This is a genomic window from Pseudoglutamicibacter cumminsii, assembly GCF_003143995.1.
Classification (GTDB): Bacteria; Actinomycetota; Actinomycetes; order Actinomycetales; family Micrococcaceae; genus Pseudoglutamicibacter; species Pseudoglutamicibacter cumminsii_B.
In genome coordinates this window covers 136094-151916 of the sequence record NZ_QFWG01000002.1, presented here as the reverse complement: position 1 = coordinate 151916, position 15823 = coordinate 136094, and the positions used below count along the sequence as shown (strand labels likewise).

Genomic DNA, 15823 nt, shown 5'->3' with positions numbered 1-15823 from the left:
GTTACGTCCCTGAGCTCACAATGCGAAAGATTTGGGCTTAGTGCCTAGGTGCTCGCGTAGCCTTGAAGCTATGACTTCAAAGGCTGTAGGTTTTGTCGGTTACCGCGGCATGGTGGGCTCCGTCCTCATGCAGCGTATGCAAGATGAAGGGGACTTCGCCGGAATCGACCCGGTGTTCTTCTCGACGTCCCAGGCGGGCGCGGCTGCCCCATCGTTCGCTGAGGGCGCCCCTGCGCTCAAGGACGCTCACGATATCGATGAGCTTGCCAAGCTTCCGATCATCGTCACCGCGCAAGGCGGCGACTACACGAGCGCCGTTCACGGCAAGCTGCGCGACGCCGGCTGGGACGGCATCTGGATCGATGCGGCGAGCACGCTGCGCATGGAAGACGAATCCATCATCGTGCTGGACCCCGTCAACCGCAATGTGATCGACAGCGGCCTCGAAACCGGCGTCAAGGACTTCGTGGGCGGTAACTGCACCGTCTCGTGCATGCTCATGGGCCTGGGCGGCCTGTTCCGCAACGGGCTGGTCGAATGGGCGACCTCGATGACCTACCAGGCGGCTTCGGGCGGCGGCGCGCGCCACATGCGTGAGCTGCTGACCCAGTTCGGCGACATCAGCTCCTCCGTCAAGGACCTGCTGGACGATCCGGCTTCCGCGATCACGCAGATCGACGCCGAGGTTCTGCGCAAGCAGCGTTCGGGCGAGCTCGACGCAACCCAGTTCGGCGTGCCGTTGGCGGGCAACCTGATCCCGTGGATCGATTCCGATCTCGGCAACGGCCAGTCCCGCGAAGAGTGGAAGGCCGGCGTGGAAACCAACAAGGTTCTGGGTACCTCCGCTGAGAACCACATCATGGTCGACGGCCTGTGCGTGCGCATCGGCGCGATGCGTTCGCATTCGCAGGCGCTCACGATCAAGTTGCGTGAAGATGTGGGCCTCGACGAGGTCGCTCGCCTGATCGATTCCGATAACGAGTGGGCCAAGGTTGTTCCGAACGAGAAGGAAGCGACCATGCACGAGCTGACCCCGGTCGCGGCGTCCGGTACCCTCGACATCCCAGTGGGCCGGTTGCGCCAGCTGGAGATGGGCCCGCAGTACATTTCCGCGTTCACGGTCGGCGACCAGCTACTGTGGGGCGCAGCGGAGCCTCTGCGCCGCATGCTGCATATCGCGCTCGGCAACCTGTAGAGGCCATTCTGCAGGCGGTCGTAGCCGTCTTTAAACGTGTGAGCGCTCAGCCATGCTGGCTGAGCGCTCACACATTTAACGCGTTATCCGGGGCTTGCGCAGGCGTCCCGTATCAGGCGTCGAGCGAGGTTCCGATAAGCAGCGGCTCGTGGTGGAGTTCGATCCCCCACGCATCCTTGACACCGGCGCGCACCGCACGTGCCAAAGCCACGACGTCGGCACACGATGCGCCACCCTGGTTGGTCACGGCGAGCGTGTGCTTAGAGGACAACGATGCGCGGCCACCGGCGATCTCTTCGCCCGGTTGGCCCTTCATGCCGAAGCCCTTGTGATAGCCCGCGTGGTCGATGAGCCACGCAGCGGACAGCTTGACGTGGCCGTCCTTGCCTGCCGGGTAGCGCGGAGCATCCGCCGGCAAGGCGGAGGTGAGTGATTCCTCGACGATTGGGTTCATGAAGAAGGAACCACACGAGTTCGTGTCTGGATCCTGAGGATCCACGACCATGCCCTTGGAGCGGCGCAGGCCCAACACGGCTTCACGAACGTCGGCCAGCGAGACCCGGGTCCCGAGCTCGACGTTGAGGGCGCGGGCGAGCTGATCGTACGCGACAGGCAATGCCTCGCCGCGTTTGAGCCCAAACGTCACGGCAAGCACGACCCAGCGCGGCGAACCGTTCTGGGTTGCCCGCTTCAAAACGGAGTTCCGGTAGGTCAAGTCCAGCTCGGAGGCTTGCATGGTCACAAGCCGGCCTTCGTGCCGGTCCCACGCTTCGATCGAGATCAACGTGTTGGAGACGTCGGCACCGTATGCGCCGACGTTCTGAACCGGGGTTGCACCGGCCGCACCCGGAATGCCAGAGAGGGCCGCGAGGCCGCCGAGCTCATGCTCAACCGTCCAAGCGACGGCCTCATCCCACGGATGGCCCGCCTCGATCGTCACGGGAACAGTTCCGTCCACGGCGCCGCCAGCAGCAGCGATGTCCTCCCCCACTGTGCTGTCCCCCACGGTGATGCCGCGGGTTGCGATCTGCAGGACGGTCCCCCGGTAGCCTTCGTCGGCGATCACGAGGTTCGAGCCGCCGCCGACAATCAGCAGCGGTGTGCCTGCCGCATCGGCCTTTTGAACGGCTTCGAGGATCTCTTCTCGCGTGCGGGCCACGATGAAGCGGTCGGCTGGGCCGCCCACGCCCATGGTTGTGATGTCACTGAGCCTCGTGATCTCGCTGAGCTGTTGTTGGCCCTGTTGCTGGCTCTGTTGCATCTGCTGGCTCATGCGTCCTCGGAGCGGCCGGCGACGTTCACGATCGCCTGCGCGCGGTTGAGTACTTTTTCACCGTCGAGGGTCACTTCGAGGTCCACTCGGATGCGTTCCTCGTCAACGACCTTGCCGACCGTGGCAACCACGTCAAGCGTTGCGCCGACGGCTTCGGCTGGGTTGGTGCCGGCGTCATCGGCTACGGGGACCATGCCGGTGAAGCGGGTCTGGTAGTCCTCGATCTTGCCCGGGCAGCCTGCCCAGTCGGTTACTAGCTGGACGGCGGCGCCCATCGTGAGCATTCCGTGCGCGATCACGCCGGGCAGCCCTACTTCGGTTGCGAAGCGGTCGTTCCAGTGGATCGGGTTGAAGTCGCCTGATGCGCCGGCGTAGCGGATGAGGTCGGCGCGGGTCAGTTCGATCTGTGTGCGGCCGAGTTCTTGGCCGGTTTCGAAGGAAGCCATTGTTAGTCGTCCTCCCCGCGGATCATGAGGGTTGAGCGTACGGTGCTGACGGTTTCGCCGTTGGCGTCTGTGAGCACGGTTGAGGTGGTGACCATGCCGCCGGTCCCGACAGCGCGGGCGCGGTCCACGGTCACGGTGGCGGTGATTTCGTCGCCGGCGACGAGCGGGCGGACGTGGGTGAAGCGTTCGTCTGCGTGGACGACGCGGGAGAAGTCGATGCCGGAGTTCGGGTCGGTGATGTAGGCGGCTTCGGCACGCTGTGCGATCACGACCGCGAAGGTTGGCGGCGCTACGAGGTCGGCGTGGCCCGCGGCTTGCGCGGCTTGAACATCGTAGTGGTGTGGATGTGTCGCTTTGACTGCGCGCGCGAAGTCGCGGATTGCTTCTCGGCCGACCGAGTATGGTGCGGCGGCAGGGTATGTGTGGCCCTGCAGGTCTGCATTCACGCCCATGTGGCTCACCTTCCGCGCCGCGGTCCGGCGCTGTTCATTTTCTGTTTGAGTGCTCGGCGGCCGTCTCGCATGCGGGATCCGAATCCGATGAGGTGGGCGATGATGCCGATCATGAGGAATACGGATGCTGTGGTGAAGAGGCCGGTGTTGTCTTGGATGGCGCCCATGATGAGGAACACGAGGCCGGCGAGGACCGCGGCGATGGTCGCGATCAGCATGGCCTTCGTGAGTGTAGAGGCGGAGTCCCAGTTGAGCATGGTTACCAGTCTAGTGGCCGATGCGCGGCGCGGGGTGAGCTGAAGTGCGCGGCGGGGTCTGTATGAAGCAGGGGCTTGTACGAAGCAGGACCTGGCGCGCGGGTTTAGCTGGCGAAGCGCTAGTCGTTACGGATCAGGCACCAAGCCTCATCGAAGCGTTGCTGGGCGAGATCTTGCTTTCTTATCCATACTTCTAAGGTGCCCGCATCGCCGAACCAGCCGTTAAGCGTTGTCCACGACTCGATCGAAGCAAGCAAATAATGCTCATCGCCGTCACCTAGTGGCAATGCTTCGTGTAGCAGATCAGAAACAGCGCATTTCCCGTGCGCGGAGTGGCCACCTAGATGGCTATAGGGAATCTGATAGTCAGCGCTAACCTCGAACCGTTGCAGATGCCATCCTGCTTTTAGTTCCTCAAAACACGACTCCCACTGATCAAAACTTACTGCCGTGTCAGTTGGCAGATCTTCAAACGTCGGCAAAGTGAAACCCGGCATCATGAGCCCCTGCTGACACTCATCACCGCTAACAGGGTCCAGACCAACGGCTTCATCGACCAGATGCAATCCCGTCACATCTGGGATACATCTCACCAGCCAGCCCCGTTCGTTCCGATCAGCTGGGTCATAACCATAGGTTTGCAGGTCATGGTAGATCTCTAGAAACCCGCTTGGCAGGTCTAAGTCGTCGCCCCAAGAAGCTCTTGTTTCCGGATGAAGTTGGGCATCGGATAAGCAGAAAGTCGCAACGTGAGCCAACATGTCTCCAGGTGTGTTTCTAGGCCAGTCGATCCCCGAAATCCCTGGCCCGGCAAGCCAAGAGATGTGTGCTCCGGAGTCAAAGTATTCAGCGAGGCCAGCCCGGCTTGGCTCAAAAGATGACTCAGAGAAAACCGAGCAAACCTGAGGCGATAAACTGCCACACCCACGTTGAGAGAGCCAGGCTAAGACCGCATCCTTATAACCGTGCAGCGGAAGCATGGAAGCACCCCTTGGAATCACCTGTTTATCTCGTCTGGTTAATTCGTCAGCTTAACAGGAAAGGCCCCCAGCGCATTGCTGAGGGCCTTGTCTGTAGCGGTGGCGGGACTCGATCCCGCGACCTCACGATTATGAGTCGTGCGCTCTAACCAGCTGAGCTACACCGCCAGGAATGAGAAAATCCCGCCGGCCCCGACCCGAATCGGAGGGGCCATGCGGGATTCTCATTCAGAGCCCCCTATGGGAATCGATCCCATGACCTCAGTCTTACCAAGACTGCGCTCTACCACTGAGCTAAGGGGGCAACAGATGAAGACTCTACCAGGGTTTTAGCTCAAGTCCAAAACGAAAGCGAGGCCTCACCCTCAGCCGGTTATCTACCGGCCGCGACGCTTCCACTTAGGAGCGCCCTTGTCCTTGGAATCCTTGAATTTACGCGCCGCAGAGTCCTTCTTCTTGTGCTTGAAGCTACCCTTGCGGTCGTCGCGATCCCACGACTTTTTGCCGCGCGAACCCGACGAGTGACGATCATCACGATCACCAAACTTGCCGCCACGTTCGCCGCGCTCACCACGGAATCCACCTCGGCGGTCACCAAAGTCACGGCGCTCACCGCGGTGTCCACCACGGCGTTCGCCAAAGTCACGGTGCCCACCGCCATGCGAAGAACCACCGCGCGACGGCCCGCCTTGATCCTGCTGGATGTCGATGCGGCGGCCGGCTACGCGGGTGTCGGCCAGCAGGTCCAGGGTTGAGTCCGGCATGTCGACCGGAAGGTCAACGAGGGTGAAGTTTTCGCGGATGTCGATGTGCCCGATGTCGCCGGACACGAGCCCGCCTTCGTTCGCGAGCGCACCCACGATCGCGCCCGGGGTCGCCCGGTTGCGGCGGCCCACCGCGATCTTGTACGTCACCTTGTCGCTGTCACCGCGGCCACCACGCCCACCAGCGCGTGCGGAACCGCGTTCGCCCGCTACCGCATCGTCGTTTGCACGTTCACGCTTGGCTCGCTTCTTCTTAGCCGGCGGAGTCGTCGGGATTTCCTCGGTCAGCAGCGGCTGCCCGCCCTGTGCGAGGAACGCGAACGCCGCAGCAACCTGCACGGCGTCGACATCGTTCTCCGCAACGTAGTCGGTCACGAGCTCGCGGTACGGAGTGAGGTCCTCCTGTTCGAGCGCAGGCGTGAGCCGCTCAGCGAGCCGGCCCAGGCGGGACGAGTTCACGGCCTCAATGCCCGGGATCGGCGATTCCTCGACGGTCCCGCCGGTTGCGCGTTCGATGTGCTTGAGCAGGTAGCGTTCGCGCGGGGTCATGAACAGGATCGCGTCGCCAGTACGGCCGGCGCGGCCAGTGCGGCCGATGCGGTGCACGTAGGACTCGGTGTCGTGCGGGATGTCGTAGTTGAACACGTGAGAGATGCGTTCAACGTCGAGGCCTCGCGCCGCAACGTCGGTCGCAACCAGGATGTCGATCACGCCGTCGCGCAGCTGATCGACCGTCTTCTCGCGCTGAACCTGCGGGACGTCGCCGTTGATCGCCGCCGCACGGAAGCCGCGGGCCTTGAGCTTGGTTGCGACGTCTTCGGTCGCCTGGCGGGTGCGCACGAAAGCGATCACGCCGTCGGTGTCTTCGGTTTCCAGCAGGCGCGTCATGACGTCGAGCTTGTACTGGTGCATGACCTGGATGTAGCGCTGGCGGATGTTCGCGCCAGGGGTCGATGCGGTGTCCACCGCGATGTGCTCGGGGTCGCGGAGGTAGGTTTCAGCGATGCGGCGGATCTGCTTAGGCATCGTCGCGGAGAACAGCGCGACTTGCTTGTCTTCCGGCGTGGATTCGAGGATCGTGTCCACGGCTTCCGCGAAGCCCATGCGGAGCATTTCGTCGGCTTCGTCGAGGACCACGTAGAGGAGGTTGGAGAGATCGAGGGATCCGCGTTCGATGTGGTCGATAACGCGGCCTGGGGTGCCCACCACAACCTGTGCGCCACGGCGCAGCGCCTTGAGCTGCGGGCCGTACGGGGAACCGCCGTACACGGGCAGGATCGTGAGGTCGTCGAAGTAGCGGGCATAGGAAGAGAAAGCCTCAGCTACCTGCAGGGCAAGCTCGCGCGTTGGCGCGAGCACGAGGATCTGCGGGGTTTCAGCCGGGCCGTTGACGTCGTTGATTTCCGCGATCTTGGTGAGTGCCGGGATCGCGAACGCCGCAGTCTTACCCGTACCGGTCTGCGCGAGCCCCACGACGTCGCGACCCTCAAGCAAGGTCGGGATGGTCGCGGCCTGGATCGGTGAAGGGCGTTCGTAGCCGAGGTCTTCTACCGCAGCCAAAACGCGGGGTTCGATGTTCAGCTCAGCGAACGTCGGGCCCTCCGGCTTGGTTTCGGTGCTGGTTTCTTCAGCGCTAGTTTCCTCAGCGCTGTTTTCTGGAGCGGTAGTGGTTTCGTGTTTTTCAGCCATGTCAGTGGCCTCCTGTTTCTTGGGGAGGCGTCAACCGCACACTCGTGGGGTGCGCGGGACGCGGGCGTTACGCCCGTGACCGGCCCACTCCCTCCACGACACACAGTGCCCCGCATTGGGCGAGGCACACAAACCACATGCGAATAAGCCCCGTTCGAAGGGGCATGCATTGAATGAGGGAAAGCCGGATATCGGCGGATAATTCAGTTTACCCCGCCGCGCACGCGTGAACCTATAAAGGAGGCGGGGCTCACATGAGCCCCGCCTCGCAAGAGTTGGTTAGTCCGTCGTTGCGGATAGCCGCTCAGTGGACGCCGGAGTACCGTATTCTTTCTCGTTTTCATGGGTCGCTTCATACGAGATGAACTGGTATTTCCGCCCGTAATTTATGACATCGATACGTTCAATCTCGCGGCCGTTCTCCGATACCCGGACAACGTAACCGCCCCCCATTTGAAGTTCGGGGAGGTTCTCGAAGGTCAACTTGCTGAGGTCGCGGCCAGCGTATTTTTCACGGTATTCGGCCATGTAAGGCTTAACGTTCTCGACTGTCGAGCCTTTTTGCCCAACAGAGCACGCTTTCTTCGCGTCATCAGCCACTGCAGCCGTAATGAACGTTTCGGCAGCTTCCTCAGGGGTCGAAGCGCCCTTGCTGCAACCGCTGCCAAAAGCATCGCAACCGGTCAGCCCAGCGCCAACTACGAGGAGCGCACCCGCGCTCGCGATCAGTTTTCGCACCTTCGATGAGTTCTGCACCAGTGTGCCTCCGTCGCTCGCAACAATTTCCTTAGCGAGAACAGTAGTGCGCCGGTTTGCCGCCCACAAGAGCTTTTAGATAACAATTGGTGCGGCCCACCCGGCGCTTTCACCGGGTGGGCCGCAGCGCGATCCGTCTAGAGTCGCGCGAAAGCTCGTTCGAGGTCCGCGATGAGGTCCGCAGCGTCCTCGATACCAACCGAAAGCCGCAACAAATCGTCCGGAACCTCGAGCTCGGTTCCCTTGACGGAAGCGTGCGTCATCTCAGCCGGGTAGTTCAAAAGCGACTCGATGCCGCCCAGCGATTCCGCGAGCCGGAACAGCTCCGTGCCTTCCGCAACCGTCCGCGCTGCCTCCGCGCCACCAGCGAGCCGGAACGAGACCATGCCGCCGAACCGCTTCATCTGCCGGGCAGCAACATCGTGCCCCGGGTGATCCGCAAGCCCCGGGTACAGAACCTGCGTGACCTCCTCACGCCCCAAAAGCCACTTAGCTACAGCCTCAGCGTTATCGCAGTGACGTTCCATCCGCACCGCGAGAGTCTTCGCGCCACGCGTGGTCATGTACGCGTCAAACGGCGACGACTGATTACCCGCCGCGAACTGGATGAAGCGGATCTTGTCCGCCAGCTCTTCCGAATCAGTGACGACGCCGCCGCCCACCACATCGGAATGCCCGCCAAGATACTTGGTGGTCGAGTGAATCACCACATCCGCACCGAGTGCCAGCGGCGACTGCAGGTACGGCGAAGCAAACGTGTTATCCACTACGACGACCGCGCCAGCCTCATGCCCGGCAGCGGTGAGAGCCTCGATGTCGGCGATCTTCATGAGCGGATTCGATGGCGTCTCAACCCACACCATCGCGGTGGCTTCCGCACGGATCGCCTCGACAGCGGCCGCCGTGTCCGTCATATCCACCGCGGAATGGCGGATGCCGTTAGGGCCGTGAATCTTGTCGATGAGGCGGTGGGTGCCGCCGTACACGTCATTACCCATGACGATGCGGTCGCCGGACGTCAGCAGGCTGCGGATGATCGCGTCCTCAGCACCCAGGCCAGATGCGAAGGAAATACCGTACGCGCCACCCTCGAGTGCAGCGATCTGCTCCTGCCAGTTATCGCGAGTCGGGTTAGTGCCGCGCGAATAGTCATAACCCAAACGCAAGTTGCCCACCGAATGCGGGTGGTACGTCGTGGACATGTGCAGCGGCGGAATCACCGCGCCGGTGATCGGATCGAAATCTTGGCCAGCGTGCACAGCTCGGGTCGAAAAACCGAGGTCTCGCATGTTCGTGTTTGCCTGGTCAGTGTTTGCCTGGTCAGTGTTGATCTCAGTCATTGTCTACTCCATCAAAGTCTCAAAGTTTCATGTGGCCGCGTCGCTGTTAGCCCAGCGCACTCCAGCTCAGCTCACGACGTCGATGGCCTCGCCATCGCGCAAGAGCACCACGCCGGAGTTGACGCGCAATAGCTCGTGCAAACACTCGACGGGTTGACACCAACCGATCGTCGGCATCTGCTGCCCCACCGCGTGCGCGGCGTCGATCGGCGTATCCGGAGCCGAGCCCGCATCGAGCGCCGAAAGCACCGATTCACGCGTGACCGAACCCACCAGTTCACCCACTCGCGCAGGCCAATGCCCGCCCCGCACCACCGGCAAAACATTCACGCCGGCGGCATCCAACGCCTCGATCGCCGCGGACAAGGAAGCGTTTTCATCCACGCCGCGCACGCCCGGAAGCTCCGTCAGTTGCGCGCCCACGGTCTCGCTGGCGGTCTCGCCGTTCTCCTCAGCGCCGTCACCAGCCGCATCAATCTGGAAGCCGTTGGTGAGCATCCAGTCATCATTGAAAAACTTGCCCATGTAGCCGCGGCCCGAATCCGGCAGAACCACAACCACCACGGCGTCCTCAGGCAACTCGCGGGCCACGTTCAACGCGGTCACCACGGCAAGCCCCGAGGAGCCACCCACCAGCAGGCCCTCTTCGCGTGCAAGCCGCCGCGCCATCGCAAACGCTTCGGCATCGCTCACGGCCTGGACCTCATCGGGGACCTCAGGGTCATAGTTACCAGGCCACATGTCATCGCCCACACCCTCGACAGCGTATGGGCGGCCCGTGCCGCCCGAGTACACCGAGCCATCCGGATCAGCCACGATCACCTTGACCGCGCCATCGGACACATCCTTGAGGTACCGGCCCGTACCCGTAACCGTGCCACCGGTGCCCGCGCCCATCACAACGTGGGTCACACGGCCATCGGTATCAGCCCAAATCTCAGGGCCAGTTGTTTCATAATGCGACTCCGGGGCTGCGGAGTTAGAGAACTGGTCCGGCTTATAAGCACCCTCGATCTCGCGCGCCAAACGGTCCGAAACCCCGTAATACGACTCCGGCGAATCCGGTGCCACGCCAGTTGGCGTCACCACAACCTCCGCGCCGTACGCCTTCAAAACCGAGCGCTTCTCTTCCGCGACCTTCTCCGGCGTCACGAAAATCGTGCGGTACCCCTTGAGCTGCCCCACCATCGCAAGCCCAACGCCAGTGTTGCCGGAGGTCGGCTCCACGATCGTGCCGCCCGGGCCGAGCTTGCCGGCTTCTTCCGCCTTTTCGACCATCTTCAAAGCAATGCGGTCTTTGATCGAGGCCCCAGGGTTCAGGAACTCAAGCTTGGCTAGAACGGTCGCTTTAATGCCGTCCGTAACCGAGTTGAGCTTGACCAGCGGGGTGCCTCCGATGAGGTCCAATACCGAATTCGCGTAACGCATATAGTCCACGGTACCGGGGCGTGCGGGAGATTGAACACTGAGATTCACACGCCGTCACCTGGCTCGCTTTCTTCCTCGCCAGAAACTGGTCTCGGCGCTGAAACTGTCAGGGGTGCATGGGACAGTATCTATATGAACGCTCCCGACCCCGCTATGGCCCCCGATGCTGAACTGACGTGGGTTCCGCCTGTTCCGCTGGAATGGCGCACGGTGGTGTTCGCTTTTCAGCATGGGCGGCGCGATCCGTCGTTGCGGATCAATGCGCACGATGCGTGGCGGGCTGTTCGTTATCCGTCCGGCATCGCTGAGGTCAGGATTGTGCCGGAGGGTTTGAGCGCGTCAGCTATAGCTGGTGGGACGATGCGTGTACGGTCGGCGCAAGATAACCGCGGGGCCGCGCGAGGCCTAGGCGGGGCACTCGCGCGTCAGATCCGCTTCCAGGCGTGGGGACCCGGCGCGGAAGAAGCGTTGCAGGACGCTCCCGATTGGCTCGGCCGCAGCGATGATTGGTCTGAGTTCGATTCCTTGACTGACCTGCCGCCTCTGGTTCAGCGGATGCGGTCCGAACGTCCGGGCCTGTTATTAGGTTCTTCAGGGACGTTGCCGGAACACCTCGCGGCGGCAATCCTCGCGCAGAAAGTCACAGCCCACGAAGCCTTCGGGGCGTGGCTGCGGCTCGTGAGCCGTTTCGGCGACCCCTCCCCCGGCCCGATGGGCAAAGCCGGGGAGCTATTCGTGCCGCCCACCGGTGTGACGTGGAAACGCATCCCCTCATGGGAATGGCATCAAGCCCGCGTGGACAGCAAACGGCGGAACACCCTGGTTCATGCGCTCGAACGCGAGTCAGCTCTCCGGAGACTCCAAGACACCGTCCCCGCCGGCGGGGCGAACAGTGGCTTGATACAAATCGAGTCCGCGCTGCGAAGCATCCCGGGGATCGGCGTGTGGACCGCCGCCGAAGTTCTGCAACGCAGCCACGGTTCCGGCGATCACGTTTCTTTCGGCGACTACCACGTAGCCCACAACGTCGGATGGGCGCTGACCGGCCGCCGAGCCACCGACCGCGAAATGGAACAACTCCTCGCACCTTGGGCTGGGCAACGTCAACGCGTCGTGCGTCTACTTGCCGAAGGCGGTGCCACCAAACAACGCATGGGGCCACGACTCCACGCCAACGACCACCGCTGGCACTGAGCTCGCTGGCAATAGCTACCGCCGACCCGAACCGCAGGGCATAAAAAATCTCGGGACACCGTATGAACGATGTCCCGAGACTTAACAAAAGTGGCAGATGAGGGATTCGAACCCCCGAAGGCAGTGCCAGCTGATTTACAGTCAGCCCCCGTTGGCCGCTTGGGTAATCTGCCATATTCAATTGTTTCGCTTGCCTTCCCGTTCACGGGCCGTTCAAGCGAACGATTCACAACCATACCAAACCAACCCGGCACCCACCAATTCGAGACCAGCTCTTCCTGCCGCTTCCGCCCAAGCCGTGGTGAAACTCACGCAAACCACTACCCCGGCTAGGCTTGGAGACAAACAGATATCCAACTAGCCAGCCCAGCTCCGGCTGGCCCAACCAACAGCCCAGGAGGCTCCGATGGCTAAAGACTCAACATTCGATGTCGTCAGCAAGGTCGACAAGCAGGAAGTCAGCAACGCTCTGAACCAGGCGCAGAAAGAGATCGCCCAGCGCTACGACTTCCGCGACGTCGGCGCCGACATCGACTTCGCCGGCGAAGGCAAGCTGCTTATCAAGGCCAACGCCGAAGAGCGCGCCAAGGCAGTGCTCGACGTTTTCCAGTCCAAGCTCGTCAAGCGCGGCATCTCGCTGAAGTCGCTTGAGGTCGGCGAACCATACGCTTCCGGCAAGGAAGTCCGCATCGATGCGAGCATCAAGGAAGGCATCGACCAGGCGACCGCCAAGAAGATCTCCAAGCTCATCCGCGACGAAGGCCCTAAGTCCGTCAAGGCGACCATCCAGGGCGACGAGCTCCGCGTATCGTCCAAGTCCCGCGACGACCTGCAGGCTACGATCGCGCTCCTCAAGAACTTCGAAGACGCAGACCTCCAGTTCGTCAACATGCGCTAAACCCGCACAACAGAATCCGGGCTAAAAGCTCGGGCTTAAAACAAAACCGGGGTGAGGTAGCCAAGCGATCCATTGAGGATCACGAGGCGACCTCACCCCGATGTTTAAAACCGCGGATGCTTACAAGAACCGCGATATTCAACGCCGCGCAAGCTTCGCGGCGTATGCGCACCTCTCGGCGACGACTGCGCGAAAAACAGCTAACCGTTGGAAAGCGCCGAACCCCTAAGCGGCGTTACGGGCTTCCTGACGGCTGTTCATGAGTCGTGTAGCCAGTTCCGGGCGGCCATTGCGGCGCAACAGCGAATACAAGGCGCTGAAGCTGTACGGATAACCCGAACGTTCCGGGATCGTCTCCGGTTCCGCATGGGTATCCAACAGGAATTCAACGTCCTCAACAACCGCTGCGTCGTACTCCGCTCGCTCCTGACGATTCATGGCTGATAGACCTCCTTGAGTCACTTCACTCCATGCCTGTCTGGTATAACGGCGAAAACCGCGTCAATGTTCCCGCCGCATCACCCGTGTGATTAATCACACAGATAAATGTTCAGCCCCAGGGCTGGCCCATCTCCTCCGCCTGGACACGCAAACGCTCGATGCGCTCACGCGTTGGCGGGTGAGTGCTGAACAAACCTTTGATCTTGCCGAATGGGTTGGCAAACATCATGTGCGCAGCAGACTCCGTACGTGGGGTCTCCTGCAGCGGGGCATCCTGAATGCCCTGCGAAATCTTGAAAAGCGCCGATGCCAAAGCCGCCGGGTCCCCCGTCAGCTCAGCGCCTGTCGCGTCGGCATCGTATTCGCGGGTCCGCGAAACCGACATCTGAATAATCGAAGCGGCAATCGGCGCGAGGAACGCCATCGCGAGCATCGCCAGAACATTGCCGCCGTCACGGTTGCGGCTATTACCGCCAAAGAACATAAGGAACTGTGCAACCGACGTGATCACGCCGGCAATCGCGGCCGCGACCGAAGAAATCAGGATGTCGCGGTTATAGACGTGCATCAACTCATGCCCCAGGACGCCGCGTAGCTCGCGACGGTTCAGCAACGTGAGGATGCCTTCGGTACAGCACACCGCAGCGTTCTCAGGGTTACGACCAGTCGCGAACGCGTTCGGGTTCATGGTCGGCGAAACATACAGCCGCGGCATCGGCTTACCAGCGCGCTGAGACAGTTCACGCACAATCGCGTACATCTCCGGCTGTTCCGCCTCCGAAACCGGGCGGGCCTGCATTGCGCGGATCGCGATCTTATCCGAGTTCCAGTAACCGATCGCCGTGCTGATCACGCCGAAAGCCGCGAAACCGAACAGCCAAATGGAATCCCCCGTGCCGGCACTGATCAAGCCGCCGATAAGCAGCAAAAGACCAAACATGCCGCCGATGAGGAGGGCCGTTTTCAAGCCGTTGAACGAGGACTTCACGCGATTACTTTCGATCGTTGCTGTTTCAAATAACGCGGTGAACTCAGGCTGTGTCGCCGTTGCAAACACCGTGCGATTTGAAGATGTATTCATTACAACGCATGAATGTTCGAAAACGTTCCCAAAAACCTGAATGAAAGCTGAGAAGGCCCGGTGATCAGCCGTCACTACGGCGATCACCGGGCCTCCCCTGCGAGTCATAGGCGTCTACTTGAGCGACTGCCCTTCGCGAGCGATCTTGACCATCTCTTCACGCGGAACAACCTTGATCCGCTCACGCTCGCCCTTGCCAGCTGCGGTCCATTCCTCGCCGAGCTTGCGTTCGTGCGCATCCAGCGCGAGCCAGCCTTCCCACGTCGTGAACTCGACGCCACGTTCACGCAGCAAGTCCACCACGGCGTCTTCGGAAGGGTTCGATGCCGGCGTTAGGTTCTCGTGATCCTCCAGCAGGTTGCCGATGGTCTCCAGCGCGTCACCCTTGGTGTGGCCGATCAAGCCGACCGGGCCGCGCTTGATCCAACCGGTCGTGTAAACGCCCGGAACCACGGCGCCGTCCGCGTCCAGCACGCGGCCGCCTTCGTTGCGGATCACGCCGCGCTTCTCATCGAACGCTACCTCTGGGATCTCGGTGCCGAAGTAGCCCACCGCGCGGTAGACGGCCTGGACTGGGTAGTCGATCATCTCGCCGGTTCCGCGGACGTTACCCGTGCCGTCGAGTTCCTGGCGTTCCATGCGGATGCCCACAACCTTGCCGTCCTCACCCAGGATCTCAACTGGGGCCTGCAAGAAGTGCAGGTGCAGGCGGCGCGGTGCGGTCTGTTCTTCCTCTTCCTGCTCAACAACCCAGTTGGTCAGCGTGTTGACCATGGTCTTGACCTGGTTGTTGGTGCGGATCGCTTCGTCCGAGGCTTCGTCGAAGTCGAAGTCCTCAGGGTAGAGGACGACGTCGACGTCGCGGGAGTGCGAAAGCTCGCGCAGCTCGAGCGGGGTGAACTTGACCTGCGCTGGGCCGCGGCGGCCAAAGATGTGCACGTCAGTGACCGGGGACTTCTTGAGGCCAGCGTGCACGTTGTCAGGGATTTCGGTGACCAGAAGGTCGTCAGCGTGCTTCGAAAGCACGCGCGCAACATCGAGCGCGACGTTGCCGTTACCGATGACCGCGATCTCCTTGGCGTCCAGCGGCCAGTCGCGTGGCACGTCGGGGTGGCCGTCGTACCACGAGACCACGCGGGAGGCACCGAAGGAACCTTCGAGGTCGATGCCCGGGATGTCGAGGTCGGCGTCGTCGTTGGCGCCGGTCGCGAAGATCACCGCGTCATAGAGGTCGCGGATGTCAGAAAGCGTCAGGTCGCGGCCGTAGGTCACGTCGCCGATGAAGCGGATGTCGCCGCGGTCCAGAACCTTGTGCAGGGCGTTGATGATGCCCTTGATGCGTGGGTGGTCAGGCGCCACTCCGTAGCGGATCAGCCCGAACGGCGCCGGATGCTGGTCGAACAGGTCGATGCTGACCTCAAAGTCGCGTTCCGCTTTAGTGAGGATATCCGCGGCATAGACGCCGGCCGGGCCGGCACCGATAATCGCCACTCGCAGTGGACGCTGGCTGAGGTGTTGCTTCAACGTCTTTCCTTTCGGCTGTGCCCCTCGCGCCGTGCCGCTACGCTCGTGTCAGGCGCGCTCCACGCTAGTGGGCCTTGACGCTTGTGCGCATTGGTGCGCACAGGG

At 62.0% G+C, this 15823-nt stretch carries 15 protein-coding genes and 3 tRNA genes; 3 read left to right on the top strand and 15 right to left on the bottom strand.

Annotation, left to right across the window (positions count from 1 at the left end):
- Window positions 1-70: 70 nt before the first annotated feature.
- The gene (gene asd, locus CAY35_RS02500; protein ID WP_109303178.1) at window positions 71-1195 is read left to right on the top strand and encodes an aspartate-semialdehyde dehydrogenase; all 1125 of its coding nucleotides are present in this window, start codon (window positions 71-73) and stop codon (window positions 1193-1195) included.
- 112 nt (window positions 1196-1307) lie between these two features.
- Here the strand turns inward: asd and CAY35_RS02495 are convergent, their stop codons facing one another.
- The 11 genes from CAY35_RS02495 to CAY35_RS02445 form a co-directional block, all read right to left on the bottom strand.
- Window positions 1308-2468 (bottom strand): UDP-N-acetylmuramate dehydrogenase, encoded by a 1161-nt coding sequence (locus tag CAY35_RS02495; protein ID WP_258265598.1) that lies wholly within the window; start codon window positions 2466-2468, stop codon window positions 1308-1310.
- Entirely contained in the window at window positions 2465-2914 is a 450-nt protein-coding gene (locus tag CAY35_RS02490; protein WP_109303176.1) for a MaoC family dehydratase, read from the bottom strand. The genes CAY35_RS02495 and CAY35_RS02490 overlap by 4 nt, the downstream gene beginning before the upstream one ends.
- A 2-nt stretch (window positions 2915-2916) precedes the next feature.
- The gene (locus CAY35_RS02485) at window positions 2917-3366 is read right to left on the bottom strand and encodes an FAS1-like dehydratase domain-containing protein (RefSeq protein ID WP_035757980.1); all 450 of its coding nucleotides are present in this window, start codon (window positions 3364-3366) and stop codon (window positions 2917-2919) included.
- A 5-nt stretch (window positions 3367-3371) separates the two neighbouring features.
- Window positions 3372-3623, bottom strand: coding sequence for a hypothetical protein (locus CAY35_RS02480; RefSeq protein ID WP_035757977.1), 252 nt, complete (start codon window positions 3621-3623; stop codon window positions 3372-3374).
- 119 nt (window positions 3624-3742) lie between these two features.
- Window positions 3743-4603 carry a DUF1963 domain-containing protein gene (locus CAY35_RS02475; RefSeq protein WP_109303174.1) on the bottom strand — a complete coding sequence of 287 codons (861 nt, stop codon included), beginning with the start codon at window positions 4601-4603 and terminating at the stop codon, window positions 3743-3745.
- A gap of 94 nt (window positions 4604-4697) precedes the next feature.
- Window positions 4698-4771 (bottom strand) — tRNA-Met (locus CAY35_RS02470).
- A 64-nt stretch (window positions 4772-4835) separates the two neighbouring features.
- A tRNA-Thr gene (locus tag CAY35_RS02465) sits at window positions 4836-4907 on the bottom strand.
- A 73-nt stretch (window positions 4908-4980) separates the two neighbouring features.
- Window positions 4981-7056, bottom strand: coding sequence for a DEAD/DEAH box helicase (locus tag CAY35_RS02460; protein ID WP_109303173.1), 2076 nt, complete (start codon window positions 7054-7056; stop codon window positions 4981-4983).
- A 279-nt stretch (window positions 7057-7335) separates the two neighbouring features.
- The gene (locus CAY35_RS02455; protein ID WP_109303172.1) at window positions 7336-7812 is read right to left on the bottom strand and encodes a hypothetical protein; all 477 of its coding nucleotides are present in this window, start codon (window positions 7810-7812) and stop codon (window positions 7336-7338) included.
- 137 nt (window positions 7813-7949) lie between these two features.
- A complete protein-coding gene (locus CAY35_RS02450; RefSeq protein ID WP_258265597.1) occupies window positions 7950-9152 on the bottom strand; it encodes a cystathionine gamma-synthase in 1203 nt (400 codons plus the stop codon).
- A gap of 66 nt (window positions 9153-9218) precedes the next feature.
- Window positions 9219-10580, bottom strand: a complete 1362-nt coding sequence (locus tag CAY35_RS02445; RefSeq protein ID WP_109303296.1) for a cystathionine beta-synthase — start codon at window positions 10578-10580, stop codon at window positions 9219-9221.
- A gap of 132 nt (window positions 10581-10712) precedes the next feature.
- Here CAY35_RS02445 and CAY35_RS02440 point away from each other — a divergent pair, with 132 nt between their 5' ends.
- Window positions 10713-11774: a DNA-3-methyladenine glycosylase family protein gene (locus CAY35_RS02440; protein WP_146191899.1), complete on the top strand. Its 1062-nt coding sequence runs from the start codon at window positions 10713-10715 to the stop codon at window positions 11772-11774.
- A 91-nt stretch (window positions 11775-11865) separates the two neighbouring features.
- Here CAY35_RS02440 and CAY35_RS02435 read toward each other — a convergent pair.
- Window positions 11866-11947: transfer RNA gene (locus CAY35_RS02435), tRNA-Tyr, on the bottom strand.
- A gap of 233 nt (window positions 11948-12180) precedes the next feature.
- Here CAY35_RS02435 and CAY35_RS02430 point away from each other — a divergent pair.
- The gene (locus CAY35_RS02430; protein WP_101630409.1) at window positions 12181-12672 is read left to right on the top strand and encodes a YajQ family cyclic di-GMP-binding protein; all 492 of its coding nucleotides are present in this window, start codon (window positions 12181-12183) and stop codon (window positions 12670-12672) included.
- A 225-nt stretch (window positions 12673-12897) separates the two neighbouring features.
- On the opposite strand, the gene CAY35_RS02425 is transcribed toward CAY35_RS02430, so the two are convergent.
- The 3 genes from CAY35_RS02425 to CAY35_RS02415 all read right to left on the bottom strand — a co-directional run bounded on the left by CAY35_RS02425 (window position 12898) and on the right by CAY35_RS02415 (window position 15718).
- Complete coding sequence (locus CAY35_RS02425) at window positions 12898-13110, bottom strand: hypothetical protein (protein WP_109303170.1); 213 nt, start codon at window positions 13108-13110, stop codon at window positions 12898-12900.
- 112 nt (window positions 13111-13222) lie between these two features.
- Complete coding sequence (htpX, locus tag CAY35_RS02420; RefSeq protein WP_258265596.1) at window positions 13223-14101, bottom strand: zinc metalloprotease HtpX; 879 nt, start codon at window positions 14099-14101, stop codon at window positions 13223-13225.
- Between the two features lie 207 nt (window positions 14102-14308).
- Window positions 14309-15718: an FAD-dependent oxidoreductase gene (locus CAY35_RS02415; RefSeq protein ID WP_109303169.1), complete on the bottom strand. Its 1410-nt coding sequence runs from the start codon at window positions 15716-15718 to the stop codon at window positions 14309-14311.
- Window positions 15719-15823 lie beyond the last annotated feature (105 nt).